Source organism: Pseudomonas sp. CFBP 13727 (genome assembly GCF_014841915.1).
Classification (GTDB): Bacteria; Pseudomonadota; Gammaproteobacteria; order Pseudomonadales; family Pseudomonadaceae; genus Aquipseudomonas; species Aquipseudomonas baltica.
The window spans coordinates 1,031,740-1,056,188 of record NZ_JACYUT010000001.1 but is presented as its reverse complement, the minus strand read 5'-3'; the positions used below and the strand labels follow the sequence as shown (position 1 = coordinate 1,056,188).

The window sequence follows — 24,449 nt, the reverse complement described above, 5'->3', positions numbered from 1 at the left end:
CTTTGGCGCGCAGTTAACGCCCCGGAGTCGGCAATCCCCTGTTAACATTCCGCCATTACGCTCGCATCGTCCGATGTGCGCGCTCATCGGGCGGGAGGATGCAATGGGGGTTCAAGTGATCAGCCGCGACGGCCAGCCGGAGTATGCGGTCGTGCCATGGGACGAGTATCAGCGGTTGATTGCTGCAGCTGCGGTCAACCCGGTTGGCGCCTCTGCCGACGTCGCAGCCTCGCAGCCTGCTGCCGGCCCTGTCGGCGCTGCGCCGCTCGCCCCCCCGCCAGGCTTCGAGCGTCTGCGCGAACTGCGCGAGGCGCAGGGCCTGCCGCTTGAAAGCCTGGCGCGCGCCGTGGGCATCAGTCCCTCCTACCTGTCGATGATCGAAACCGGCGAGCGGGAGCCGGATGCCGCCATTCGCCGCAGCCTCGCCTGGGAGTTGGGGGTGCCGGGCTGGAGCACCCGCTCGTGAGCGTGCGCATCAGTCGGCAGCAATGGGACGGCCTGCTCGGCGAGCTGGACCACGCTCGCCGCCAGCGTCACCTGCTCACCTACCGCGCGCTGCTCGAACGCCTGGAATTGCCCACGCCCGCTATGCAGACACTGACGGCGGCACTCGAATACCTGGCCATGATCGACGCCCGCGCCGATCAGCCACTGCGCAGCTCTCTGGTGATCAGCCAGGGCGCCAGCCGCCTGCCGCGTACCGGTTTTTTCGAGTGTGCGGAAAAACTCGGACGTTTCTGCGGCCCGTCGGATGGCGTTGCCGCCGCCTCGTGGCATGCCTCGGAAGTGGCGCGGGTGTTCGAATACATCTACCCGCCCACTACGACGGCCTGAGTCGTCAGGCCGACTCGGCGAGCTGCGTGTCGATCACGTGCACACTGGACCCCTGGACCTCTTTGGCCAGGTGCTTGGCCTGCGAAGCCATTTCCGCCAGTTGACTGCCATCCATGAGGCTACAGGCCTCGGCCCGCAAATGAACCACGCCGATGGACAGCGACAGCAGGGCAAATCGTTGCTGCTCGCCGCGACGATCCGTGGCCAGAAAACAGCCTGCTTGCAGATGCTCGGGGCGATAGAAGCGCCGGCACTGGTGCTGGAAGTCTTCCTGTAACTGACTCAGGCGCCGGCACCAGTCGGCCGGACTGATGACCAGGATGAAATCGTCGCCACCGATGTGGCCGACGAAGTCTCGGCTCGGATCCACGCGCTCGCTCAGGCACTGGGCCAGGCACAGCAGCACCTCATCGCCACGTGCGTAGCCATAGATGTCGTTGAAGGGCTTGAAGTTGTCGATGTCCACATAGCAGATGATCGCCTCGCGGCCCTGTTCCAGCACACGGGTCAGGCACTGCTGGATCGGCACGTTGCCAGGCAACAGGGTCAAGGGGTTGGCATGCCTGGCCTGCTGGATTTTCAGCTCGGTGATCAGCTTGAGCACGTCGATGACCCGGCCCAGCCCCAGGTAGCACCCACCCTGGATGACGATGAAGTCTTCCTCGATGCGCTGCCGCGCACGCCCGGTGAGCAAACGGCTGACCTGTTGCAGCGATTGTTTGCAGTCCACTGCCAGAAAATCATTGCTCATCAATCGGCTGATCGGCTTGCGCGCGAACAGCTCGGTGGCGAATGGCTTGAGCAATGCATCGGACAGCGAGTGCCGATGAACGATGCCGCAGGGGCGCCGCTCGCCGTCGACGACGGCGAGGGTGTTCAGGTTGGCCTGCAGCCGGAAGGCTTCCAGGACCTGCTGAGTCGGCGTATCGCGATGCACCGCAGCCTGCTCGATGATCAACGGTGCGAGGTCGCTGCCGTTGTCGCCAAGCGGCGGATTGCCGTCCTCGAGCCGCGGGACCAGCCCACGTGCGTCCCGTGGCGGCTGTTCCTGAGGGCGGCAGAGCAGATAACCCTGGACCAGGTCGACACCCATTTCGATCAATACCAGCAACTCCTCGACCAGCTCGATGCCTTCGGCGATCACCTGGGCCCGGGAAGCCTTGGCGATCTGCAGAATGGAACCGACGAATTCGCGCTTGAGCGCATCCTGGTGAATGCCGTCGATGAAGTGTCGGTCGATCTTTACGTAGTCCGGACGCAACTCGGACCACAGGCGCAGGCTTGAATAGCCTGCACCCAGATCGTCCAGGGCAATCGAAAAGCCCATGGCGCGGTAGTGATGCAGGGCGTTGAACAGCAGTTGGAAATCGTCGGTAGGAGTCTGCTCGGTGAGTTCGATGACCACCTGGCTCGGGCTGATGCCGTAGCGCTGCAACAGCTGCAACGTGCGGCCGTCCTCGTGCAGCGGTTCGAGCAGCGACTCGGGCGAGACGTTGAGAAACAGCTTGCCGTCCAGGCGCTGTTCGCTGAAACGGCGGCAGGCGGTTTCCCGACACATCACTTCCAGCTCGTTGAGCCGACCGGCCTGGCGTGCCACCGCGAACAGATTGATGGGCGAATGCAACGGGCTGTTCGAAGGCCCCCGGCTCAATGCCTCGAAGCCCAGTATCTGCCGTTGCGACAGTGACACGATCGGCTGGAACAAGCAGTGCACACCGCTTTGGGCAAGAATGGTGTCCAGGGCGCTGAGCTGTTCTATGACGGTCATCGGTTCCTACCTTGCTGAATGTCGTGCTGGCCGGTCGCGCGAACGGGTCGAAAGCCGCGGGCCAGACGCAAAAAAAGACCCGCTGCAGGCGCAGCGGGTCCCTATTTCACGACAGCTTCATGTCGGTTTGATGACCGTCCTGTCACCTATCCGTCAATGCAGGGCCATGCTCCGGTCAATGCTTGGCCACCGACGTGTTGAGCTTGAGGTAGTCGAGCAGAATGCGCCCGGTTTCCGCGAGGTAGGCGTCATCTTCCGGCTTGGTCTTGTCCGGATCGGCACCCAAGGCATCCTCGTCTTCCTTCTTCAGCTCTTTCAGCGGTTCTTCGCCTTTGGCCTTGCGTCGGGTGTTCTCCAGGGCCAGTTGCTTGGCTTCGATATCGCTGTGCTGTGCGCGACGGTCGGCTTCGTTCAGGCTGACGGTCTTCTCTTTCATCAACTGCTCGGCCAGGGCCAGGCGATCGCGAATGTAGATGAATTCCGGATCCTTGACGGTGCGGGCGTCGTGGTCGGCGGTCAGCTTGGCCAGGTAGGGCTTGAACGGATCGCTGGCCGGCTTGATGGCCGGGCGGATGGTGTCCCAGGGCATGGCTTCGGGCAGGGCGCTTTCACCGATTTCCTTGGTGTCGATGATCGACGGGTAGGCGATGTCCGGCAGTACACCCTGGTGCTGGGTACTCTGCCCGGAGACGCGGTAGAACTTGGCCAGGGTCAGCTTGAGCTCGCCATGGTTGAGCGGCTGGATGGTCTGCACCGTGCCCTTGCCGAAGGTCTGGCCGCCGACGATCAACGCGCGGTGATAGTCCTGCATGGCGCCGGCGAAAATCTCCGAGGCCGAAGCGGACAGGCGATTCACCAGCAGCGCCAGCGGGCCCTTGTAGAACGCACCGGGGTTTTCATCTTCAAGTACGTCGACCCGGCCATCGGCGTTGCGCACCAGCACGGTCGGACCTTTCTCGATGAACAGGCTGGTCAGTTCGGTAGCTTCCTGCAGGGAGCCGCCGCCGTTGTTGCGCAGGTCGATGACCACGCCGTCGACTTTCTCTTTCTGCAATTCGGTGAGCAGCTTGCGTACATCGCGGGTGGTCGACTTGTAGTCCGGGTCACCGGCGCGGAATGCCTTGAAGTCCAGGTAGAACGCAGGGATCTCGATCACGCCCAGCTTGTAGTCGCGGCCGTTTTCCTTGAGGTTGAGGATCGACTTTTTCGCCGCCTGCTCTTCGAGCTTGACCGCTTCGCGGGTGATCGAAACGATCTTGCTGGTCTGGTCGTTGGGCGCATTGGTGTGCGGAATGACTTCCAGGCGCACGGTGGAGCCTTTCGGGCCGCGAATCAGCTTGACCACCTCATCCAGGCGCCAGCCGACCACGTCGACCATTTCCTTGTCGCCCTGGGCGACACCGATGATCTTGTCGGCAGGGGCGACCTGCTTGGTCTTGTCGGCCGGGCCCGCGGGTACCAGGCGGACGATCTTGACCTGGTCGTTGTCGCTTTGCAGGACCGCACCGATACCTTCGAGCGACAGGCTCATGTTGATGTCGAAGTTTTCCGCGTTGTCCGGAGACAGGTAGTTGGTGTGCGGATCGTAGGACTGGGCGAAGGTATTGATGTAGGCCTGGAAGATGTCCTCGGCGCGGGTCTGGTCCAGGCGCGCGAGCTGGTTCTTGTAGCGCTTGGACAAGGTGTCCTGGATCTGCGCTGCGTCCTTGCCGGCGATCTTCTGGCGCAGCACTTCATCTTTCACGCGCTTGCGCCACAAGTCGTCGAGTTCGGCCTCGTTTTTCAGCCAAGGGGCATCCTTGCGGTCTACCAGCAGGGTTTCCTTGGTGGTGAAGTCGAACTTGTCGACGCCCTTGTTCAGTTCGGCCAGGGCGAAGTCCAGGCGTGCCTTGACCCGGTCCAGATAGCGCTTGTAGATGACGAAACCGGGATCCAGGTTGCCGTTCTTCAGGAAGTCGTCGAACTGGGTCTTCCACTTGTCGAATTCGGCGATGTCGGCCGCAGTGAAATAACTGCGCGAGGGATCGAGCAGCTTGATGTAGCTGTCGTAGATGATGACCGAGCGCGCATCGTTGAGCGGCGGCTTGCTGTAATGATGACGCTTGAGCAGCTCGACGACATTGAGGCTGGCCACCACTTCGTCGCGATCCGGCTGAAGTTTGTCCCAGCTGTTGGCAGCGAAGGTATTGGCGGACATCGACAGGGTGCCGAGGCCGATACACAGCGCCAGGGCACTGCCGGGAATGAAATGCTTCATGCTGATTCGACGTGGGGGCAATTGATCACGCATATTAGGCCGTCTTTGAATTCGCCGGTTCCGTTGAAGCCGGACGCATAATGCGAAAAGCCCGACGCCAAGGCGTCGGGCTCAGTCATGACTCAACTATGGAGGCACCGTGAAGGCATTGCAAGGCGTGGAAGGACATGTGGAGTGGCTCGAACAACCGAGCCCGACGTGTGACGTAGGTCAAGTGAAGATTCGGGTAGCCGCGGCCGGCCTGAATCGGGCCGACCTGATGCAGCGCGCAGGCTTGTACCCGCCGCCGCCGGGTGCCAGCGATATCCTCGGCCTGGAATGTGCGGGCGTCATCAGCGAAGTCGGCGTGGGATCGTCCTGGCAGGTCGGCGACCGTGTCTGCACCTTGCTGGCTGGTGGCGGCATGGCCGAAGAAGTGGTGGTCGATGGCCGCCATGTGCTGCCTGTGCCCGAGGGGCTGAGCCTGCACGAAGCCGCGGGCATCGTCGAGGTCTACGCGACGGTGTGGCTGAACCTGTTCCAGCTGGCCGACCTGCAGCCGGGCGAGAAGGTCCTGCTGCATGCCGGTGCCAGTGGCATTGGCTCGGCGGCGATCCAGCTGTGCAAGGCGTTCGGCAACCCAACCTGGGTCAGCGTTGGTTCCGCCGAGCGCCTGGCCTATTGCGAAGCGCTGGGCGCCCAGGGCGGTGTGGTACGCGGCGACGGGCTTGAAGCGCTGAAGGACCTGGGGCCCTTCAATGTGATCCTCGACCCGGTCGGCGCCAACTACAGCGAGCTGAACCTGGACGTAGTGGCACTGGACGGGCGCTGGGTGATGATCGGCCTGATGGGCGGTCGCGAGGCGCAGTTCGACCTGGCCAAGGTGCTGGCCAAACGGGTGCGCCTGCAGGGTTCCACCTTGCGCAGTCGTGACGATCAGTTCAAGGCCGACCTGCTCAGTGACCTGGGCCAGCAGGTATGGCCATTGTTCACCGAAGGGCGTTTGAAGTCGCAGTTGGCCAAGACGTTTCCGATTGCCGACGCCGAAGCGGCGTTCGAAGCGCTGGCGAGCAATCAGATTTCCGGGAAGGTGGTGCTGGTGATCGACGAAACCCTGAGCTGAGCCCAGGGCTTTCGTCATGCGAACCCCGTGACCGGCTGCGAACGAGCGGTCACGGGGTTCGGCGTAGCGGCAATCAGCGCATGTCTGGCAGGCGCGCTTCGCTCTTCACTTCGCTCAGGGCAACGGCTTCGGCTGGCAGCACGACGCGGGTCTTGGCCAGCAGCTCACCCATGCTCGAGAGCACGCGGTACATCGAGTATTCCTCGGTGTAGCGCACTTCGGCGTAGCGGGTGTTGGCGGTGTACAGCTCGTTCTCGCTGTCGAGTACGTCGAGCAGGGTACGCTGGCCCAGGCCGAACTGGTCCTGGTAGGCCGCTCGCACGCGGGTGGTGGTCTCGGCGTATTCACGGGCGTACGGAATCTGCGTGCTGGCGTTTTTCATCGCGTTCCACGACAGCGCCATGTTCTCGTTCAACTGACGCAGGGCATTGTTGCGGATGTCCATGGCCTGGTTGATGCGATGTGCATCGCCCTGCAGACGAGCCTTGTCGCTGCCGCCACGGTACAGGTTGTAGCTCATGCTCACGCCGGCACGCCAATCGGTGTTGTTGTGGCCGCGCTCGCCCGAGAGGTTGTTGTTGGCACCGGTGGCCAGTTCAGCGTCGATCCGTGGGTAGAACGCCGACTTGGCGCCTGCGTACTGGCTTTCGGCAGCCTGTACGTCGGCCTGGGCCGATTTGAGGTACGGATTGTTTTCCATCATCGACTGCCGGGCGGCGTTCAGGTCGGCCGGCAGTTCGCCACGCATCGAAGGCAGCGGTTCCAGTTCGTCGGGCATGCGGCCCACGGCGCTGAAGAAGGCCGCTTCGGCATCGGCCAGGTTGACCTGAGCGGTGTTGTAGTTGTTCTCGGCGAGGGCGCGACGAGCACGCGACTGGTCGACGTCGGCGGTGCTGCCCACGCCGCGCTCGCTGCGCAGGCCGATCTGGTCGTTGACGCGCAGGTGCGCCTGCAGGTTGTTCTTGGCCAGGGTTACCAGTTCACGGTTGCGCAGTACGTCGAGGTAGACCTGAACGGCGCGCAGGGCGAGGTCCTGGGCGGTAGCCTGCACATAGTAGGCACGCGACGTGGCGGTCGAGCGGGTCCGGCTGACTTCGCTGGAGGCGCTGGAGCCGTCGAACAGCATCTGGCGCAGGCGCAACTCGGACTGGGTGTAGTTCAGCGTTTCCTTGTTGTGATTGCCGCGTGCGCGGGTGTTCAGGTTGTCCGAACGCTCGCGACCGTAGCCTGCAACGAAATCGACGCTGGGGCGGTAGGCACCCTGGGCAATCTTCGTGTCCTCATCCGCGGCAAGGCGACTGTTGATGTTGGATGCCAACTCAGGGTGGTTATCCACGGTGCTCTGGATCGCCTCGGTGAGCGACATGGCTTGCGCGTGCGAGCACGCCATGGCCAACAAAATCGCGCTGCAGATGGGGGTGAAAACGCGCATTCGGGTGCTTCTCCGTGATGTGTGAAGTCGTGCAGACGCCAGAATGTTGGCGAATAACTCGTTTAAAAGTCCGTTTCGGGTTTGTAACAAGCGCAACCGAGGCGCCGAAAGCAGCGCGTTCAACGGAATTTTCACATGATATAGAGCAAAAAACACTTATGCCATCATTCGTTTCGATGATGGCAAATAGATTTCACTGCTCCTGAGGCGCGCGGTGTGAGCGGGGTTCGGCGATAAAGAAGGCGCAACGCCAGCGTTTTCGGGGGTCGCGGGGCATAGGCGAGAGAAGACGGAAAATTGCAGTCGGTTAGTGACGGAAAATTGTCACAGTGAATATAGGGTGTATCACCGTTGATTCATTCCGAGAGATGAGATTAGTCAGTTGATTTCATTCGGTTTTTGTCGAGTATCGACCGTTCGTCGACATCATTGCCCAACGGATGCTGACCCTTTACGGCACTTGTCTTCAGACGAGCAATATAGACGGTCACTGCCATCGCGATGCCCACGAGCAGTACACCCAGCCACGGCCAGGGCACCAGCCAGCAGGACACCGCGATGCTGACCCACGTGGAACCAATGGCCAGCACCTTGGCTTTGCGCGGAATGCCTTCGCCGCCCAGGTAGGCCTTGAGCAAAGGGCCGAGTTGCGGATGGCCGAGGAGCCACGCATGGAAGCGCGGCGAGCTTCGCGCGAAGCACGCTGCGGCGAGGAGCAGAAAGGGGGTAGTGGGCATCACCGGCAGGAAGATGCCGATGACACCGAGTGCAACGCTGATGCAGCCGATGCCCAACAGCAGGTAACGCAGCCAGGCGGACCGAGCCGGCCGCATGGCGCAGGACTTAGTGATGACGGGGCTTGAGGATGGCCGGTTTCTCGTCCGGAGCGTTGCACAGCAGGTAGAGGGCGGTGAGCGCTTCGGGGATCTGCACGATCATGTCGTCCATGAGATTGGCATCGGCGGCAATGTCGGAAAACTCCGGCTGCTCGTCGAACAGGCCGGAACCGACCATGATCGGCAGGAGCATCTCGCTGACTTCGTCTTCGGCGGTCTCGAACCAGGCGGCCTCGCGCAGGAATACCCCTTCCATGAACCCGATGCACCAGCCGCGCAGGTCGGAATCATCCGGCTCGTCGCCCAGGTCGAGCTCGCAGGGCAGCTCGAACTCCTCGTCGCTGGCCAGCTGGCGCGCGATATGCGCCTTGAGCTGGATGAGGGTGCCTTCGATCTCTTCGCGCTGGGCATCGTCGCTGTAGTGCGGCGGCTCGGCGAACAAGGCGTCGATCCACTCGCGCTCGGGCACCTCTTCGGAACAGATGGAGAGGGCGGTCAGGTAGCCATGGGCGGCGACGTAGTCCAGCGCCTCGTCATGCAGCTCATCGGCGTCGAGGAAGGCTTGCAGGCGGGTCAGTTGCTCGGCGAAGGACATTAACAGGTTACCTTGGAAGACTATGCGGATACTGAATTCTAGGCCTTGTTAGGCCCTGTGCGCCACCCAAGGGGTGAAATGGCAGGATGGGCGGGTGCTGCGCCGCGGTGCTGGCACTGGGGTATACTGCCGCGGTCTTTCGCTCAGGCCCCGAGTTCACGGGGCGGTAACCCCCGCTTACGCAAAGGCGGATGCGGCAAAAGCGCTTTTCATCCAGCCTGTGCGGCCCGGGTGGTTTTACGATTTCTGGAGTGACCCATGCTCGAACAGGCTCAACGCGTTCTTAAGGACATCTTCGGCTATGACAGCTTCCGCGGTCGCCAGGGTGCCATTATCGAGCGTGTGGCCCGCGGTGGCGATGCCTTGGTATTGATGCCCACCGGCGGTGGCAAATCGCTGTGTTTTCAAGTCCCGGCCTTGCTGCGCGACGGCCTGGCAGTGGTGGTTTCGCCGCTGATCGCCTTGATGGACGACCAGGTCGCCACCCTCGAGGAACTGGGCGTGGCGGCAGCGGCGCTGAACTCCACGCTCAGCTCCGATGAGCAGCGCGAGTTGGCCGCGCGCATCCGCCGGGGCGAAATCAAGATGCTGTACCTGGCGCCGGAGCGCCTGGTGCAGCCGCGCATGCTGGATTTCCTCCGCGGCCTGGACATCGCCCTGTTCGCCATCGACGAGGCCCACTGCGTTTCCCAATGGGGGCATGACTTCCGTCCCGAATACCTGCAGCTGGGCCAGTTGGCCGAACAGTTTCCCCAGGTGCCGCGAATCGCCCTGACCGCCACTGCCGACAAGCGCACGCGCGAGGAGATCGTCACCCGTCTGCACCTGCAGGACGCCGAGCGATTCCTGTCCAGCTTCGACCGGCCCAACATCTTCTACCGCATCGTACCCAAGGAAAGCCCGCGCAAACAGTTGCTGGCGTTCCTCACCGAGCGGCGCAGCGATGCCGGTATCGTTTACTGCCTGTCGCGCAAGAAAGTCGACGAAGTCGCCGCGTTCCTGTGCGAAAACAACTTTCCGGCGTTGCCGTACCACGCCGGTCTGCCTGCTGCGACGCGGGCCGCCAACCAGAAGCGCTTCCTCAACGAGGAAGGCCTGATCATGGTGGCCACCATCGCCTTCGGCATGGGCATCGACAAGCCCAACGTGCGTTTCGTCGCGCACCTGGACCTGCCCAAGTCGCTGGAAGCCTACTACCAGGAAACCGGCCGCGCCGGCCGCGATGGTCTGCCGGCAGACGCCTGGATGGCCTACGGGCTGCAGGATGTGCTGATGCTCAAGCAGATGCTGCAGAATTCCGAAGGTGACGAGCGCCACAAGCGCCTTGAACAGCACAAGCTCGACGCCATGCTGGCGCTGTGCGAAGAAACCCGCTGCCGCCGTCAATCGCTGCTGGCCTATTTCGATGAAGAGATGCCCAACCCCTGCGGTCACTGCGACAACTGCGTCGACGGCGTGCAGACCTGGGATGCCACCGAGCCGGCGCGCCAGGCGCTGTCGGCCATCTACCGCACCGGGCAACGCTACGGCGTCGGCCATCTGGTGGACGTGCTGCTGGGCAAGGACACCGAAAAGGTGCGCAGTTTCGGCCACGACAAACTCGCAGTGTTCGGTGTCGGCAAGGGCCGCTCGGAAGGCGAGTGGCGGTCGCTGTATCGCCAGGTGGTCGCGCGCGGTCTGGCCGATATCGACCTGGAGGGCTACGGCGGCCTGCGTTTGAGCGACAGCTGCCGACCGCTGCTGCGCGGCGAGGTGACGCTTGCGCTGCGCAAGGAAATCAAGCCGCAGACCTCTGCCCGCGGCAGCGGCTCGGCAAGCCCCGCCAGCCAGTTGGTGCGCGACGAGGAACGTGAACAGTGGGAAGCACTGCGCACTCTGCGGCGCAACCTGGCGCAGGAACATGCGGTACCGCCCTACGTCATCTTCCCGGACTCGACCCTGCTCGAAATGCTCCGCAGCCAGCCGACCAGCATGGCCGATATGGGGCGGGTCAGTGGCGTCGGCGCTCGCAAGCTCGAGCGTTACGGTGAAGCGTTCCTGCAGGTACTGGCTGGGTCGGGCGGGGCAGAGGCGCCACGCGAGGTGGCCGATATCCGCCACGAGCTCATCAGCCTTGCCCGCGCAGGCATGACGCCGCTGCAGATCGCTGGCCAGTTACAGTGCAGTGAGAAGAATGTCTACAGCCTGCTGGCCGAAGCCATCGGCCAGCAGCAGCTGTCGCTGGAGCAGGCGCTGGATCTTCCCGAGGAACTGCTCAGTGAAATCCAGGACGCCTTTCTCGACGGCGAAGGGGAATTGCCCGGCGTCGCCGAGATTGCGGGGCAGTTCACCGGCCGTGTGCCCGAAGGCGTCCTGTATTGCATACGTGCGGCGTTGCAGTCCGAATTCGAGGTGTGAACGAGGCTGCCACTCGGCATGAGTCTTGCCTGTGGGCTAAGGTCATGATTAGCTGACTAATCATCAGCTCCGACCTTCACGCATGCGCTGCTTGTGCAAGGCTGTTTTTTCAAGAGAGATCTATGCCGTTAACTGATCAACATCGCTTCGGAATGCAGCTGGCGCACATGTCCCGTGGCTGGCGGGCCGAACTGGACCGTCGGCTGGCGGGCCTGGGATTGTCGCAGGCGCGCTGGCTGGTCCTGCTGCACCTGGCGCGGTTCGGCGAAGCGCCGACCCAGCGCGAGCTGGCGCAGAGCGTGGGCGTCGAGGGGCCGACCCTGGCACGCTTGCTGGACAGTCTCGAAGCCCAGGGCCTGGTCGAGCGCCAGGCCGTGGTCGAAGACCGTCGGGCCAAGAAGATCACGCTGTGCGCGCCCGCCCGGCCGCTCATCGAGCAGATCGAAACCATCGCCAACGCCTTGCGTGCCGAGCTGTTCATGGGGGTCGACGAAGAAGAACTGAGCACCGCCATGCGGGTACACAGCCGCATCCTGGCGAATCTGGAAAAGAAATCCTGAAGTCAACGGGCCGTCACCCGCTTGGAGCAAGTGGGCCGTACGGGCTATAAAGTTATTGGATGTCGGTCTTCAAGGGATTCCCATGCAAGTGCGTATACCGTCGCGTACCAGGTTTGCTTCACGTCGTCTGCTGGCATCGGTGTGGGCCATGGCGCTGTGCTATTCCACGGCCGCCTCCGCGCTGGGCCTTGGCGAGCTGACCCTGCGCTCATCGCTCAACCAGCCGTTTCGCGCCGATATCGCCTTGCTCGACACCGCAGGGCTGGAGCAGGACGACATCCGTGCCAGCCTGGCGACGGCCGAAGAGTTCGCCAGGGCAGGGGTGGAACGCAGTTTCTTCCTCAACGACCTCAAGTTCTCGCCCGATTTCAGCGGCGGGCGCAAGGTCATTCATGTCAGCTCCAGCAAAGTGGTCACCGAGCCCTTCATGAGTTTCGTGATTCAGGTCGGCCGGCCGAATGGGCAGCTGCTGCGTGCCTTCACGGTATTGCTCGACCCGCCGGGGATGGGGCCAGGCCTCGCCGACCGCGCGCCGCAGCGCATACAGCCGGCGCAGGCCAGTGCGCAGCCTGCAGCAGCGCCGACCAGGCCCAGGGAAGCGAGTGCACCCACGCCGAGCGCCAGTGAGCCTGCGAAACAGGCGCCGGCCAAGGCCGCTGCGCAGGACGCTGCGCAACTGGCTGCCGCCGCCCTGGAAAACCAGCAACTGCAGAAGAGCTTCGACGAGGTGCAGGCGCGCCTGCAGAGCCTGGAGGCGCAGGTAGCCGACAAGGACAAGCAGGTTGCCCAGCTGCAGGCACGCATGGCTGAAACCCCTGCGGCCGAGGCCGATTCGTCCGTCGCTCCCGCAACCGCACTCGCTGCGGCAACGCCTGCGCCTTCGCCTGTATCTGCCCCACCCGCAGCGGTTGCCACGCCAGCACCGGCCCCGGCTCCGGCTCCGGTGGAGGATGGCAGTGGCTGGTTGAACATCCTGGCGCTGGTTGCGGCACTGCTGTTGATCATCGCACTGTTGCTGCTGTTGCGCCGCCAGCGACAGCGCAAGTCGGCCGCGCTGCAGGACGCCTTCGAGCCGGTCGCTACCCAGCCGGTCCGTGCGGCGCCGGTCGCCACTGTGCCGGCCGCTGCAGAGGCGGCCGCCACCGCGCCGCTGCGTGCGGAGCCGGCGCCGGTGGTACGCCGTGAAACACCGACTGCCACCGACGCCCTCGATGGTGCAAGCATCTATATCGCCTACGGCCGCTTCAACGAAGCGCTGGGTATTCTGCGCGACGGGCTGGCCAAGCAGCCAGAACGTACCGACCTGCGCGTGCGCATGCTCGAAGTGCTGGGCCAGCAGGGTAATGCCAAGGGATTTGCCGAGCAGGAAAGCCTGTTGCTGGCGGCAGGCTTCAGCGCGGCGACGCTGGCCGAGATACGCAGCCGCTTCGCCAATCTCGAACCCGCGCCAGCAGCGTCGACGCCAACCGCTACCGCGGGTCTGTCACCGGCAGTGGCAGCGACTGCAGTGACGCTGGCGTCCACTGCAGCAGCCGCAGCGTCGGTGCAGCCCGCTCCGAAGCCTGAGCCCGAGCCGGACCCCGAGCCGGAATTCGAGCTGCCCGATCTCGACCTGGCAGCGCCTGAGCCATCAGCTCGGTCAACCCCGCGGCGCGAGCAGGAAGACGAATTCCAGCTCAACCTCGATGACCTGTCCATGGACGCCGATTGGGCGTTGGTCAGCCCATTCGATGATGCGCCGTCGCCCAAAGGCAAGCCGGTGGTCGTCGAGACACCGCCCGAGGTCGAGATGGACCCGGCGTTCACCAGCAATCTGAACGAACTGCCGGAAGTCTTCGAGATGCCCGACGAGCAGTTCCTCAGCGACTTCGCCGATGTCGAGGAGGAGCCGTTCCTCCAGCAGGACGAGGCCCCGGCCGGGAAGACTCAGGACGACATCGACAACGATTTCCTCGACAGCTTCATTGCCGACAGCGACCTGCCCGAGCTGGATGCCCTGACCGTGGATTTCGACGACCTGGAACTGCAGCACGCTTCGGCGGAGAAACTCGATCAGGCCCAGCAGTTGCTCGACGACGGCGATACCAGCGAAGCCAGCGTGCTCTTGCACGAACTGCTGCGCGAAGGCGATGACTCCTGCAAGCAGGCGGCCCGGCAGTTGCTGAATCGGATGGACGAAGCATGAGCCAAGCCACGGCATCCAAGCCTCAGGTGGTGATCACCTATTGCACACAGTGCCAATGGCTGCTGCGCGCCGCGTGGCTGGCCCAGGAGCTGCTCAGCACTTTTGGCGAGGACCTGGGGCAGGTGGCGTTGGCGCCCGCCAGTGGCGGGCGCTTTCTCATAACCTGCGACGGCGTGCAGGTCTGGGAGCGCAAGGCCGACGGTGGTTTTCCCGAGGCCAAGGTGCTCAAGCAGCGCATCCGTGACCTGATCGATCCCGAGCGCGACTTGGGCCATAACGAATCCAGAAGTCCGGCAGCCGAGTAAGCCTCTGCCGGCTCATGCTCAGTGTCGCCAGAAAGCCGGCATGCACAGGATCAGCACGGTGATGATTTCCAGTCGGCCCAGCAGCATGCCCAGGGCCAGGATCCACTTCGCCGCATCGGGCAGCGTGGCGAAATTGCCGGCCGGCCCTATCACCTCGCCCAGCCCCGGCCCTACACCGGAAACCGTGCTGGCGGCGCCGGTCAGGGCGGTCATCCAGTCCAACCCCAGCAGTGACAATGCCAGGGCAATGATGCCGACGGTGAAGCCGAAGAAGAACGAGAACGTCAGGATCGATCGGACGATTTCCTCATCGAGGCGATGGCCGTTGTATTTCTGTTTGATCACCGCGCGCGGATGGATCAGCTGGTTGAGGTTGGACTTGAGCAGGATATAGGCCACCTGGAAGCGGAATATCTTGATCCCGCCCGCGGTCGAGCCCGAGCAGCCACCGATGAAGCCCAGATAGAAAAACAGCATCAGCGAGAAATTGCCCCACAGGCTGTAGTCGCCCAGGGCGAAGCCCGTGGTAGTCACCACCGAGGTGACGTTCAGGGCCACGTGACGAAAGGCCGTCCACCACGGCAGCTCGGTGGTGGCCCAGTACCAGGTACCCAGCACCAGCCAGGTGGCGATCAACAGAATCAGCATGCCTTGCACCTGCTGGTCGCGCAGCAGCGCCTGGCGGTTGCCGCGCAGGGTCGAGACGTAGAGCGCGAACGGCAGGCTGCCCAGAATCATCACCACGATGGCCACCCAGTGCACGGCCGGTTGCTGCCATTTGCCCAGAGACAGGTCGGACGTCGAGAAGCCGCCAGTGGAAATGGCCGACATCGCGTGGTTGACCGCGTCGAACGGGCTCATCCCTGCCAACCAGAACCCCAGGGTGCCCAGGGCGGTGAAGCCGACATACACCAGCACGATGTACTTGGCGACCATGTGCGAGCGCGGCATGACTTTTTCGGAGCGATCGCTGGATTCGGTCTGGAACAGCCGCATGCCACCAATGCGCAACAGCGGCAGAATGGCCACGGCCATGCCGATGAAGCCGATGCCGCCCAGCCAGTGCAGCATCGAGCGCCACATGAGGATGCCCGGTGACATCTCGTCCAGATGACTGAGCACCGTGGAACCCGTGGCGGTAATGCCCGACATGCTTTCGAAAAAGGCGTCGGTGTAGCTGATGTGCTGAGTCAGCAGGAAGGGCAGGGCGGCGAACACGCACACCACCACCCAGCTGCTGACCGTGAGCAGGTACATGTCGCGCGGCCGCAGGTTGACGTTGTCGGGGCGGCCGGGCAGCACCAGCAGCAGGCCGGCGACGAAGGTGATCAGGCTGGCCCAGAGGAACGACTGGATGTCTTCGGTGCGTTCGAACACCACCAGTGTGCCCATGGGCACGACCATGCTCACGGCCAGGGTGATCAGGAAGATGCCGATAATGAAACCGATGATGCGCAGGGTCGGCAACGCCATGGGGTCAGCTCTGGCCATGAAGGAAAGGGCCGCCATTCTACCTGCGGGCCACAGCATGTAAACCCGGCAGGCGAAGGCCGCTTGGGTCTAGAATAGCGGCTTATCGTTCGACAGGAGGTTGCCCATGGAGGCGCTCGAGGTTTTGCTCAATCGTGTTTCAGCTCCCCGGCTCATGGCGCCCGCGCCGACGGCCGCGCAGCGTGAAGTGCTGTTCCAGGCCGCGCTGCGCGCGCCCGACCACGGCCAGCTGCGGCCATGGCGTTTTCTCACCGTCGAAGGGGAAGGCTTGCAGCAGCTCGGCGAAGTCCTGGCCGAGGCCACTGCGCTCAACCCCGAGGCTGGCGAAGCGGCGCTGGAAAAAGCCCGCAACATGCCGTTGCGCGCGCCCTTGGTGGTGGTAGTGATCGCCCGCTTGCAGGAGCATCGCAAGGTGCCGCAGAGCGAACAACTGCTGGCGGCTGGCTGCGCCGCCCATGGCATTCTGCTTGCCGCGAATGCTCAAGGGCTGGGTGGGGTATGGCGCACCGGCGAGCTGTCCTATGCGCCTTATGTGGCCGGCAAGCTGGGCCTGATCGAAGGCGAACAGATCATCGGCTTCCTGTACTTGGGCACGCCGGCGCGAGAGTTGCGCGAAGCGCCGGCGCTGGCTACCGCCGACTTCGTGCAAGCCTGGGGCGTCGAGGCCTGAAGCGTTCAGGTTCGAGCCAACCGATCGCGGCGGTCTAGGCCACCACCACCGGTACCGGCGGCAGGTCCAGGGTCGCGATCAAGCCGCCTTCAGGGTGGTTTTCCAGCTGCAGGCTGCCGCCGTGTCGCTCGGCGGCGCGGCGGGCGATGGCCAGGCCCAGGCCATGGCCAGCAGCGCTCTGGCCCGGTGCGCGGAAGAATGGCTCGCTCAGGCGCGCCAGGTGTTCCTCCGCCACGCCCTGGCCGTGATCGCGCACGCTGATGCGCACCCGCCCTTGCACCTGTTGCGCCGACAGCACGACCGGTGCGGGCCCAGGGTTGAAGCGCAGGGCGTTGCGCAGCAGGTTGTCCACGGCCCGTTCGATCATGGTCGGCCAGCCCTGCAGCGCAAGGTGCGCGGCAACGTCCAGCTCGATGGCCTGCTCCGGCACGGCGATCAAGGCGTCCTTGCGCACCGCCTGCAGGAGTGCCGGCAGGTCCACGTCTTCGGCCGTGGCTTGTTCCGCATCGACCCGCGCCAGCACCAGGATCTCGCTGATCAAGGCTTCAAGACGATCGCATTCGCGCGTCAGGCGCGGCCACAACAGGTCGCGCTGGGCAGGCTCGGCCCGTTCCGCCAAGGCCAGGGCGATGCGCAGCCGCGCCAGGGGCGAACGCAACTCGTGGGACACGTCGCGCAACAGCTGTCGCTGGCTGCCGATCAGGCTCTGCAGGCGCGCACCCATGCGGTTGAAGTCGCGCGCCAGCACGCCGAATTCGTCGCGACGACTGGCCAGCTGCGCCAGGCTGTTCTGCTGATAGGTGGTCTGCCCCAATTCGTGCACGGCACCGCGCAGCCTGCTCAATGGGCGCGTGATGGACAACGTCACCATCAGGCTGAACAGCGTCAGTACGACCAATGCGATCACCAGTGCGCTGATCGGCATGAGCAGGGAGTCGCGATGCCACGAGTCGAGTTCGGGGTGCGGGATGCGGTAGATCAGCAAGTAGGTGTCGCCCGTGGTGGGGCTGGTGTAGTCCGCCGTCAGTCGGCGCCACGGCAGGTCGCGATCGGCTTCGTTGTGGCGCGCCTCGAAGGCTTCGGCGCGACGCGGGAAGGTCCCCGGCACCACCGCCTCGCCGGCCTCGTTGAGGACCTGGGTGTCGATGCGATAGCGACGCTTGCGCTGTTCGAGCAGTTCCTGGGCCGCCTCGGCGCCTTTGCTTTCGTAACGCTCCACCCAGTCCTGGGCAAAATGCTTCACCGCCGGGTGCCGACTGAGGATCCAGGTGTCCTGGTTCAACATGTGGCCCAGCAGTACCGAGAGGCCGGCTACCAGGGCGATGGCCAGCCAGAAGCTGGCCAGGATGCGCCAGAACAGTGAACGCAAGGCAAATTCCTCAATGAAAGAAGCCCGGTACGCATGCGCGGACCGGGCTGGGGGCTTGCGCCGATATTACTGGGTTTTCTTGCCTTGCTGGGCTTTCCAGGCCTGGAATTCGGCCCATTCGGCGCGGCGCTCGTCCTGCTTCTTTTTCATTTCGTCGAACTGCTTCTGCTGTTCGGGTTTGAGCACTGCACGTACGTCGGCCTGGGCTTTGTCGTGGTTGGCCTTGATTTCATCTTCCATGGCCTTGCGATCGGCCGCCGGCAGCTTGTCCAGGTACTTCTTGGTGATGTCGCGCTGCTGATGGCGTTCTTCGCCCATCAGTTTGCCCACCTGGGTGCGTTGCTCGTGGGTCAGGTCGAGCTGGGCGAACGGCTCGCCGCCACGGGGGCCTGGGCCGCCCTTGCCTGGGCCTGGGCCGAAACCGTCAGGGCCGCCCTGCGGCATGGCCATGGCCAGGGTTGGCAGGGTAGCGGCGAACAGCATTGCGAGTGTGGTCTTGCGCATGGTGAATCTCCTGTCTGGTTCCCGGTGTTTACCGGATGTGCCCAGTTTATGGAGATCAAGGTCAGGCGCGGTCAATGCCGCGTAAGGCTTGTGTAAAGACATGACGCGGGTGGCATTTACAAACCAGGCCGTTCGCGCCGTACGCGGCGGCAGCTATTGCGCATAGAAATAGCCGCGGCTGCGCAGCGCCATGATCCGCGGGCGGCCGTCGGCGTGCGGGCCGATCTTCTTGCGCAGATTGCTGACGTGCATGTCGAGGCTGCGGTCGTAGAGGGTGAGCTTGCGGCCCAGTGCGATCTGCGCCAGCTCCTGTTTCTCCAGTGGCTCGCCCGGCTGGCGCATGAGTGCCTCGAGCAGGCGGCTTTCGGACACCGTCAGGTTGATGTCGTGTTGATCGATGCTGACCACGCCGCGCGCCGGACTGAAGCACAGGTCGCCCAGCTCCATCTGCCCCGCCACGGCAACCGGGTGGCTGCGGCGCAGTACCGCGCGCAGGCGGGCGGTCAGTTCGCGCGGATCACAGGGTTTGGCCAGATAGTCGTCGGCGCCCAGTTCCAGGCCCAGGATGCGATCCAGCGGTTCGCCCCGGGCCGAGAGCATCAGCACTGGCAACTCGGCGTGTTCGCTGCGCAGCTGCTTGAGCAGTTCCAAGCCGCTGCCGTCGGGCAGCATCACGTCGAGCACCACGGCCGCCGGTGCCAGCTCGGCCAGGGCCTTGCGTGCGCTGCTGCCATCGTGGCAGGCGCGGACCTGGAAACCTTCCTGGCTCAACCAGCTGTTCAGCAGTTCACACAGCTCGACGTCATCGTCGATCAGTAGCAGATCGCTCATCTAGACCTTCATTCGGGCGCAGGCAAAGTCTGCTTGAAGGGTTTGACCAGCACGTCCTTGTACACCCCGGCGGCAACGAACGGGTCGGCGCCGGCCCAGGCCTGGGCTTCGTCCAGGGACTCGAAGCGGGCCACGATGAGGCTGCCGCTGAAGCCGCTCTCGCCTGGGTCGTTGCTGTCGATGGCCGGGTGTGGCCCGGCGAGTACCAGTTGCCCGGCGGCTTCCAGCTGTTTCAGCCGTTCCAGGTGCTCGGGCCGTGCGGCCAGGCGCTTTTCCAGGGAGTTGGGCGTGTCGGTGGCAATGATGGCGTAGAGCATGTCAATCCTCGGTTTTAGGTGTTGTACGATCGGAATCATGCAGGTGACGGGACAGGTAGATACCTTGGCCCACCAGGAACAGCAAGGTCATGGCCAGGCTGCCGAACACTTTGAAGTCGACCCAGAACTGCTCGAAAGTGAAAGCCACGAACAGGTTGGCGGCGCCGCAGAACAGGAAGAAGACCACCCACGCAACGTTGAGTTTCGCCCAGATCGGGTCCGGCAGGGTCAGCGCATGGCCCATCATGCGCTTGATCAGCAGTTGCTTGCCGATGAAATGACTGCCGGCGAACGCCAGGGCGAACAGCCAGTTGACCACCGGCGCCTTCCACTTGAGGAAGGTTTCGCTGTGGAAGGCCAGAGTCAGGCTGCCGAACACCAGGCAGGCGATCAAGGTCAGCCACTGGCCCTTTTCCAGCTTGCGCTGCTTGAGGAACAGCAGGCCATAGACGATCACCGAACTGGCGATGAGCACCTTGGTAGCACTGAAGATGCCGCCCAGTTCGAAGCTGTACCCCGCCAGGTCGACCATGTGCGGGTCGGTCTTGTAGACGATGAGGAACAGGAGCAGCGGGATGAAATCGATCAATTGTTTCACAATGGCAGCCAGAAGCAGGATGTGACGGCATAATAACAAACATCAATGACTGCGAAAGCGCCACTATGAATGTTGACCTGCACTGCCACAGCACCGCCTCCGATGGCGCCCTCGCGCCTGCCGTTCTGGTGCAGCGAGCGTTCGATCATGGCGTGCAGACCCTGGCCCTGACCGACCACGACACCCTGGAAGGCCTGCCAGAGGCCCGTGCGGCGGCCACAGCACTGAACATGCAGTGGGTTAGTGGTGTCGAAATGTCGTGCACCTGGGGCGGTGCCACCATCCACGTGCTCGGTTACAATTTCGCTCTGGATGCACCGCCGCTGGTGGCCGCGCTCGACAGCCTGCACCACGGTCGCTGGCTGCGTGCCGAGGAAATCGACCGACGCCTGGCGCTCAAGGGCATGCCGGGTGCGCTGGACGGTGCTCGGGCCATCCAGAAGGGTCTGGGCGACAGCGGCAATGCGCCGGCGCGACCGCACTTCGCCGATTTCCTCGTGCAGCAGGGCCACGTCAAGGACCGCCAGGAAGCGTTCCGCAAGTGGCTCGGGGCGGGCAAGCTGGGTGACGTCAAGCAACACTGGCCCACCCTCGAGGACACCGTGCGCACATTGCGCGAGGCGAAGGCCTGGATCAGCCTGGCTCATCCGCTGCACTACGATTTCACGCGCAGCAAGCGGCGCAAGCTGATCGGCGACTACATCCAGGCCGGTGGCCATGCGATCGAGGTGGTCAACGGCATGCAGGCCGCCGAACAGGTCGGCACGCTGTCCATCCTGGCCCGCGAATTCGGCTTGATGGTCAGTGGCGGCAGCGACTTCCACGGCCCGGGCACGTGGGGTGAAATCGGTGTCTATCGGCCATTGCCCGTCGACCTGCCGCCGTTGTCCGCGCGGTTCAAGCACGACCCGTCAACCTCCGCCTGAACAGGATGCCAACGTGAGTCAATTCTTTCAGATCCATCCGCAGAACCCGCAGCCGCGGCTGATCAAGCAAGCGGTCGAGATCATTCGCGGCGGTGGCATCGTGATCTACCCCACCGATTCTTCCTACGCCATCGGTTGCCAGATCGGCGACAAGAACGCCGTGGAACGGGTGCGTCGCCTGCGTCAGCTGGACGACAAGCACAATTTCGCGATCATCTGCTGCGATCTGTCGCAGCTGGGGCTGTTCGCCAAGGTCGATACGGCAGCGTTCCGCCTGCTCAAGGCGCACACGCCGGGGCCCTATACGTTCATCCTCAGTGCCACGCGTGAAGTGCCGCGCCTGCTGCTGCACCCCAAGCGCCGCACCATCGGCCTGCGCGTGCCCAGCCATCCGATCGCTCTGGCCTTGCTGGAAGAGCTGGGCGAACCGCTGATGAGCGTGAGCCTGATCATGCCCGGCGCCAAGGAGCCGCTCAGCGACCCTTACGAAATGCGCCAGTTGCTGGAAAAGCAGGTTGATCTGATCATCGACGGTGGTTTCGGCGGCACCGAGGCGTCCACCGTGATCAACCTGGCCGATGGCGATCCGCAGGTGGTGCGCGTGGGCTGTGGCGATCCGGCACCGTTCGCGGCCATGGCGTGAGTGATCTGAGTGCGGTCGAAGATCCGCCGGCGAATCTCGCCCAGGGCTCGCCCGAGCAGCTGCAACTGGCGCTGGTCTACGGCCAGGCGTTCACCCAGATGCCGCAGGACCTGTACATCCCGCCGGATGCGCTGGAGGTGTTCCTCGAAGCGTTCGAAGGCCCGCTCGACCTGCTGCTGTACCTGATCCGCAAGCAGAACATCGACATACTCGACATCCCCGTGGCGGAGATCACCCGTCAGTACATGGGCTACGTCGAGCTGATGAAAACCGTACGCCTGGAGTTGGCCGCCGAATATCTGGTGATGGCCGCCATGCTTGCGGAGATCAAATCGCGCATGCTGTTGCCGCGCAGCGCCGTGGTCGAGGATGACGAGCACGACCCGCGGGCCGAGCTGATTCGCCGCCTGCAGGAATACGAGCGCTTCAAGGCCGCCGCCGAAGGTATCGATACCCTCAAGCGGGTAGGCCGCGACCTCTACGTGCCCAGGCTCGATGCACCTCAGGCCAAGGTACGCAAGCTGCTGCCCGAGGTCAGCCTGGACGAGCTGCTGATGTCGATGGCCGACGTGTTACGGCGCAGCGACATGTTCGAAAGCCATCAGGTCAGCCGCGAGGCCCTGTCGACCCGCGAACGCATGAGCCAGGTGCTCGAACGCCTGCGCGGCGGTGGCTTCGTGCCTTTCGTCGAGCTGTTCGGTGCCGAGGAGGGCAAGCTGGGCGTGGTGGTAACCTTCATGGCCATTCTCGAACTGGTCAAGGAGCAGTTGATCGAACTGGTGCAGAATGACGCCTTTGCCGCTATCCATGTGCGTGCCCGAGCCGAACAATGAATCTGACTGACCCGCGCGATCTGGCGCCACTGCTCGAAGCCTTTCTGCTGGCCTCCGGAAAGCCGCAGTCTCTGGAACGCCTCCATGAGCTGTTCGAGGAAGCCGAGCGGCCGGAGCCGGCGGTGTTCAAGAAGGCCCTGGAGGTGCTGGGCAAGTCCTGCGAAAAGCGCGCGTTCGAGTTGGTGGAGGTCGCCTCGGGCTACCGCTTGCAGATCCGCGAAAGATACGCGCCCTGGGTAGGTCGATTGTGGGAGGAACGCCCGCAGCGCTACTCCCGCGCGTTGCTGGAAACCATGGCGTTGATCGCCTATCGCCAGCCCATCACCCGTGGCGAGATCGAGGACGTGCGTGGCGTGGCGGTCAACAGCAATATCGTCAAGACGCTGGTGGAACGCGAGTGGATCCGCGTGGTGGGCTATCGCGACGTGCCGGGCCGGCCGGCGATGTTCGCCACCACCAAGGCCTTTCTCGACCATTTCAACCTCAAGAGCCTCGATGAGCTGCCGCCATTGGCAGTGCTGCGCGAGATGGAACCCGAAACCATCCTCGAAGACCACGACGACGATGCGCCAGTGCCTGCTCATCTGCAGGCGCTGGCCGATGCCAGCGCCGAGGGCGAGGCCCCGGCCAAGGACGAGACCAGCTTTCGATCGTTGCTGGTGGAGCTTGATTCCATGGAACAGGGCCTCAAGATCGACTTCGACGACCTGGTCCAAGACCCTGCGCAGACCGACGACGACCGCTGATTGCAAGGTAGACCTGTGGGAGCGGCCATCGGCCGCGAAAAGGGCGGTGCGGTGGGGCAGGTGGACCGCATCGAGGCTTTCGCGGCCACTGACCGCTCCTACGGGGCGGCGTGGGCTTTCTGTGGGAGCGGTATCGGCCGCGAAAAGGGCGGCGCGGTGGGGCAGGTGGACCGCGTTGAAGCTTTCGCGGCCACTGGCCGCTCCTACGAGGAGGGGGGTGAACATGCTCTGCCAAGGTGCGCCCTTGGCCCGTGTGCTGCGTCCGGCAGCCGCCATACCGTACGCTTCCTGCGTTTGCCACATGCACCAATGCGGGCACGTACTGCCCTCCTGTGGAGCATTTAATTCATTAAATTTATTTCTTGAAGTATTTGATCCTTAGCCCTAGTCTCGTTCTCGACAGGCCTGCGCAAGCACCCAGGCCGCCATTGGCACTGACGTGAATCGGGGAGCTGGACATGAGCGTGAAATTACTTTTGAGCATGGCTGTGGCCACTGCGTTTTCGGCCTCGGCACTGGCTGCCGATTGGACCGTCGGTGCCAACGTGGGCAATGTGCCCTGGGAGTTCCAGGACGCCAAGGGCGACATCGTCGGCTTTGAAGTCGACGTGGTGAAGGAAGTCGCCAAGCGCGCCGGCAAGACCGTGGAGTTCGTCAACATCCCGTTCAATGGCCTGTTCAGCGCCGTGCAGTCCAAGCGCGCCGACATCGCCATTTCTTCCATCACCATCACGCCCAAGCGTCTGGAATCGGTAGGGTTCGCGCAGCCGTACTACGACAGCGACCAGTCGCTGTCGGTGCTGACCAAGTCCGGCATCAAGGGCCTGGATGACATGAGCGGCAAAGTGGTCGGCGTCGACACCGGTTCGACCGGGGACATGTGGGCCGCCAAGCATCAGGGTGAGTACAAGTTCAAGGACATCTCGCGCTACGAAGGTCTGTCGCCGGCCATGCTCGACCTGGCGTCCGGGCGCATGGATGGCTACATCAGCGACATTCCGGCCGTGCTCTATTACATCAAGGACAAGCCACAGTATGCCGTGGTCGCGCGCATTCCCACCGGCGAGAAATACTCGCTGATGCACGCCAAGGGCTGGGCGGAAGGCGCGCGAGTGAACACGATCATCAGCGAGATGAAAAAAGACGGGGTGATCGCCGACCTGCACAAGAAGTGGTTCGGTGCGGCCGCCGCAGACGACTCCAGCACCGTGAAAGTCGTCGACGTTCCGCAATAAGCACCGCGCTTCGGC

At 63.6% G+C, this 24,449-nt stretch carries 23 protein-coding genes and 1 pseudogene; 13 read left to right on the top strand and 11 right to left on the bottom strand.

The annotated features are described in order from the left end of the window. The first annotated feature begins 103 nt into the window (after positions 1-103). Both IFT76_RS04660 and IFT76_RS04655 read left to right on the top strand, forming a co-directional pair. Positions 104-466 carry a helix-turn-helix domain-containing protein gene (locus IFT76_RS04660; protein ID WP_192057528.1) on the top strand — a complete coding sequence of 121 codons (363 nt, stop codon included), beginning with the start codon at positions 104-106 and terminating at the stop codon, positions 464-466. After that, entirely contained in the window at positions 463-834 is a 372-nt protein-coding gene (locus tag IFT76_RS04655; protein WP_192053898.1) for a hypothetical protein, read from the top strand. Before IFT76_RS04660 ends, IFT76_RS04655 begins: the two co-directional genes overlap by 4 nt. Positions 835-838: 4 nt before the next feature. Here IFT76_RS04655 and IFT76_RS04650 read toward each other — a convergent pair whose 3' ends face one another. Together IFT76_RS04650 and IFT76_RS04645 are read right to left on the bottom strand one after the other, a co-directional pair. Beyond that, a complete protein-coding gene (locus IFT76_RS04650; RefSeq protein ID WP_192057527.1) occupies positions 839-2,602 on the bottom strand; it encodes a bifunctional diguanylate cyclase/phosphodiesterase in 1,764 nt (587 codons plus the stop codon). Positions 2,603-2,777: 175 nt separating this feature from the next. Next, on the bottom strand, positions 2,778-4,859 hold the full coding sequence (locus tag IFT76_RS04645; RefSeq protein WP_192053901.1) for a carboxy terminal-processing peptidase: 2,082 nt from the start codon (positions 4,857-4,859) through the stop codon (positions 2,778-2,780). Between the two features lie 139 nt (positions 4,860-4,998). On the opposite strand from IFT76_RS04645, the gene IFT76_RS04640 reads away from it, so the two are divergent. Next, entirely contained in the window at positions 4,999-5,961 is a 963-nt protein-coding gene (locus IFT76_RS04640) for a zinc-binding dehydrogenase (protein ID WP_192057526.1), read from the top strand. A gap of 73 nt (positions 5,962-6,034) precedes the next feature. On the opposite strand, the gene IFT76_RS04635 is transcribed toward IFT76_RS04640, so the two are convergent. The 3 genes from IFT76_RS04635 to IFT76_RS04625 all read right to left on the bottom strand — a co-directional run bounded on the left by IFT76_RS04635 (position 6,035) and on the right by IFT76_RS04625 (position 8,824). Next, entirely contained in the window at positions 6,035-7,393 is a 1,359-nt protein-coding gene (locus IFT76_RS04635; protein ID WP_192057525.1) for a TolC family outer membrane protein, read from the bottom strand. A 374-nt stretch (positions 7,394-7,767) separates the two neighbouring features. After that, the gene (locus IFT76_RS04630) at positions 7,768-8,226 is read right to left on the bottom strand and encodes a YbaN family protein (protein WP_192057524.1); all 459 of its coding nucleotides are present in this window, start codon (positions 8,224-8,226) and stop codon (positions 7,768-7,770) included. A gap of 10 nt (positions 8,227-8,236) precedes the next feature. Continuing rightward, positions 8,237-8,824, bottom strand: coding sequence for a UPF0149 family protein (locus IFT76_RS04625; protein ID WP_192057523.1), 588 nt, complete (start codon positions 8,822-8,824; stop codon positions 8,237-8,239). A gap of 258 nt (positions 8,825-9,082) precedes the next feature. On the opposite strand from IFT76_RS04625, the gene recQ reads away from it, so the two are divergent. The 4 genes from recQ to IFT76_RS04605 all read left to right on the top strand — a co-directional run bounded on the left by recQ (position 9,083) and on the right by IFT76_RS04605 (position 14,271). Then, positions 9,083-11,221, top strand: coding sequence for a DNA helicase RecQ (recQ, locus tag IFT76_RS04620; RefSeq protein WP_192057522.1), 2,139 nt, complete (start codon positions 9,083-9,085; stop codon positions 11,219-11,221). A 122-nt stretch (positions 11,222-11,343) separates the two neighbouring features. After that, on the top strand, positions 11,344-11,781 hold the full coding sequence (locus tag IFT76_RS04615) for a MarR family transcriptional regulator (protein ID WP_185793860.1): 438 nt from the start codon (positions 11,344-11,346) through the stop codon (positions 11,779-11,781). Between the two features lie 82 nt (positions 11,782-11,863). Beyond that, positions 11,864-13,966 (top strand): FimV/HubP family polar landmark protein, encoded by a 2,103-nt coding sequence (locus IFT76_RS04610; protein WP_192057521.1) that lies wholly within the window; start codon positions 11,864-11,866, stop codon positions 13,964-13,966. Beyond that, positions 13,963-14,271 carry a SelT/SelW/SelH family protein gene (locus IFT76_RS04605; RefSeq protein ID WP_192057520.1) on the top strand — a complete coding sequence of 103 codons (309 nt, stop codon included), beginning with the start codon at positions 13,963-13,965 and terminating at the stop codon, positions 14,269-14,271. The genes IFT76_RS04610 and IFT76_RS04605 overlap by 4 nt, the downstream gene beginning before the upstream one ends. An 18-nt stretch (positions 14,272-14,289) precedes the next feature. Here IFT76_RS04605 and IFT76_RS04600 read toward each other — a convergent pair whose 3' ends face one another. After that, a complete protein-coding gene (locus IFT76_RS04600; RefSeq protein ID WP_185793857.1) occupies positions 14,290-15,744 on the bottom strand; it encodes a TrkH family potassium uptake protein in 1,455 nt (484 codons plus the stop codon). Positions 15,745-15,868: 124 nt separating this feature from the next. On the opposite strand from IFT76_RS04600, the gene IFT76_RS04595 reads away from it, so the two are divergent. After that, positions 15,869-16,432, top strand: coding sequence for an NAD(P)H nitroreductase (locus IFT76_RS04595; RefSeq protein ID WP_122713169.1), 564 nt, complete (start codon positions 15,869-15,871; stop codon positions 16,430-16,432). Between the two features lie 34 nt (positions 16,433-16,466). On the opposite strand, the gene IFT76_RS04590 is transcribed toward IFT76_RS04595, so the two are convergent. The 5 genes from IFT76_RS04590 to IFT76_RS04570 all read right to left on the bottom strand — a co-directional run bounded on the left by IFT76_RS04590 (position 16,467) and on the right by IFT76_RS04570 (position 20,051). Next, entirely contained in the window at positions 16,467-17,801 is a 1,335-nt protein-coding gene (locus IFT76_RS04590) for a sensor histidine kinase (RefSeq protein ID WP_192057519.1), read from the bottom strand. Between the two features lie 66 nt (positions 17,802-17,867). Further along, positions 17,868-18,305 (bottom strand): Spy/CpxP family protein refolding chaperone, encoded by a 438-nt coding sequence (locus IFT76_RS04585; protein WP_122479172.1) that lies wholly within the window; start codon positions 18,303-18,305, stop codon positions 17,868-17,870. Positions 18,306-18,458: 153 nt separating this feature from the next. Then, positions 18,459-19,136, bottom strand: coding sequence for a response regulator transcription factor (locus IFT76_RS04580; RefSeq protein WP_122479171.1), 678 nt, complete (start codon positions 19,134-19,136; stop codon positions 18,459-18,461). Between the two features lie 8 nt (positions 19,137-19,144). Next, positions 19,145-19,453 carry a YciI family protein gene (locus IFT76_RS04575; protein WP_122479170.1) on the bottom strand — a complete coding sequence of 103 codons (309 nt, stop codon included), beginning with the start codon at positions 19,451-19,453 and terminating at the stop codon, positions 19,145-19,147. Between the two features lies 1 nt (position 19,454). Continuing rightward, on the bottom strand, positions 19,455-20,051 hold the full coding sequence (locus IFT76_RS04570; RefSeq protein WP_122479169.1) for a septation protein A: 597 nt from the start codon (positions 20,049-20,051) through the stop codon (positions 19,455-19,457). Positions 20,052-20,116: 65 nt separating this feature from the next. Here IFT76_RS04570 and IFT76_RS04565 point away from each other — a divergent pair, with 65 nt between their 5' ends. The 5 genes and pseudogenes from IFT76_RS04565 to IFT76_RS04545 all read left to right on the top strand — a co-directional run bounded on the left by IFT76_RS04565 (position 20,117) and on the right by IFT76_RS04545 (position 24,434). Next, entirely contained in the window at positions 20,117-20,977 is an 861-nt protein-coding gene (locus IFT76_RS04565) for a PHP domain-containing protein (protein ID WP_122479168.1), read from the top strand. A 13-nt stretch (positions 20,978-20,990) separates the two neighbouring features. Then, positions 20,991-21,620 (top strand): L-threonylcarbamoyladenylate synthase, encoded by a 630-nt coding sequence (locus tag IFT76_RS04560; RefSeq protein WP_122479167.1) that lies wholly within the window; start codon positions 20,991-20,993, stop codon positions 21,618-21,620. 131 nt (positions 21,621-21,751) lie between these two features. After that, the gene (locus IFT76_RS04555; protein ID WP_192057785.1) at positions 21,752-22,453 is read left to right on the top strand and encodes a segregation and condensation protein A; all 702 of its coding nucleotides are present in this window, start codon (positions 21,752-21,754) and stop codon (positions 22,451-22,453) included. Further along, positions 22,450-23,193, top strand: a pseudogene (gene scpB / locus IFT76_RS04550) (SMC-Scp complex subunit ScpB); the annotation flags it as partial. The gene IFT76_RS04555 and the pseudogene scpB, both read left to right, overlap by 4 nt. 464 nt (positions 23,194-23,657) lie before the next feature. Further along, positions 23,658-24,434: a transporter substrate-binding domain-containing protein gene (locus IFT76_RS04545; protein WP_185793854.1), complete on the top strand. Its 777-nt coding sequence runs from the start codon at positions 23,658-23,660 to the stop codon at positions 24,432-24,434. Positions 24,435-24,449 lie beyond the last annotated feature (15 nt).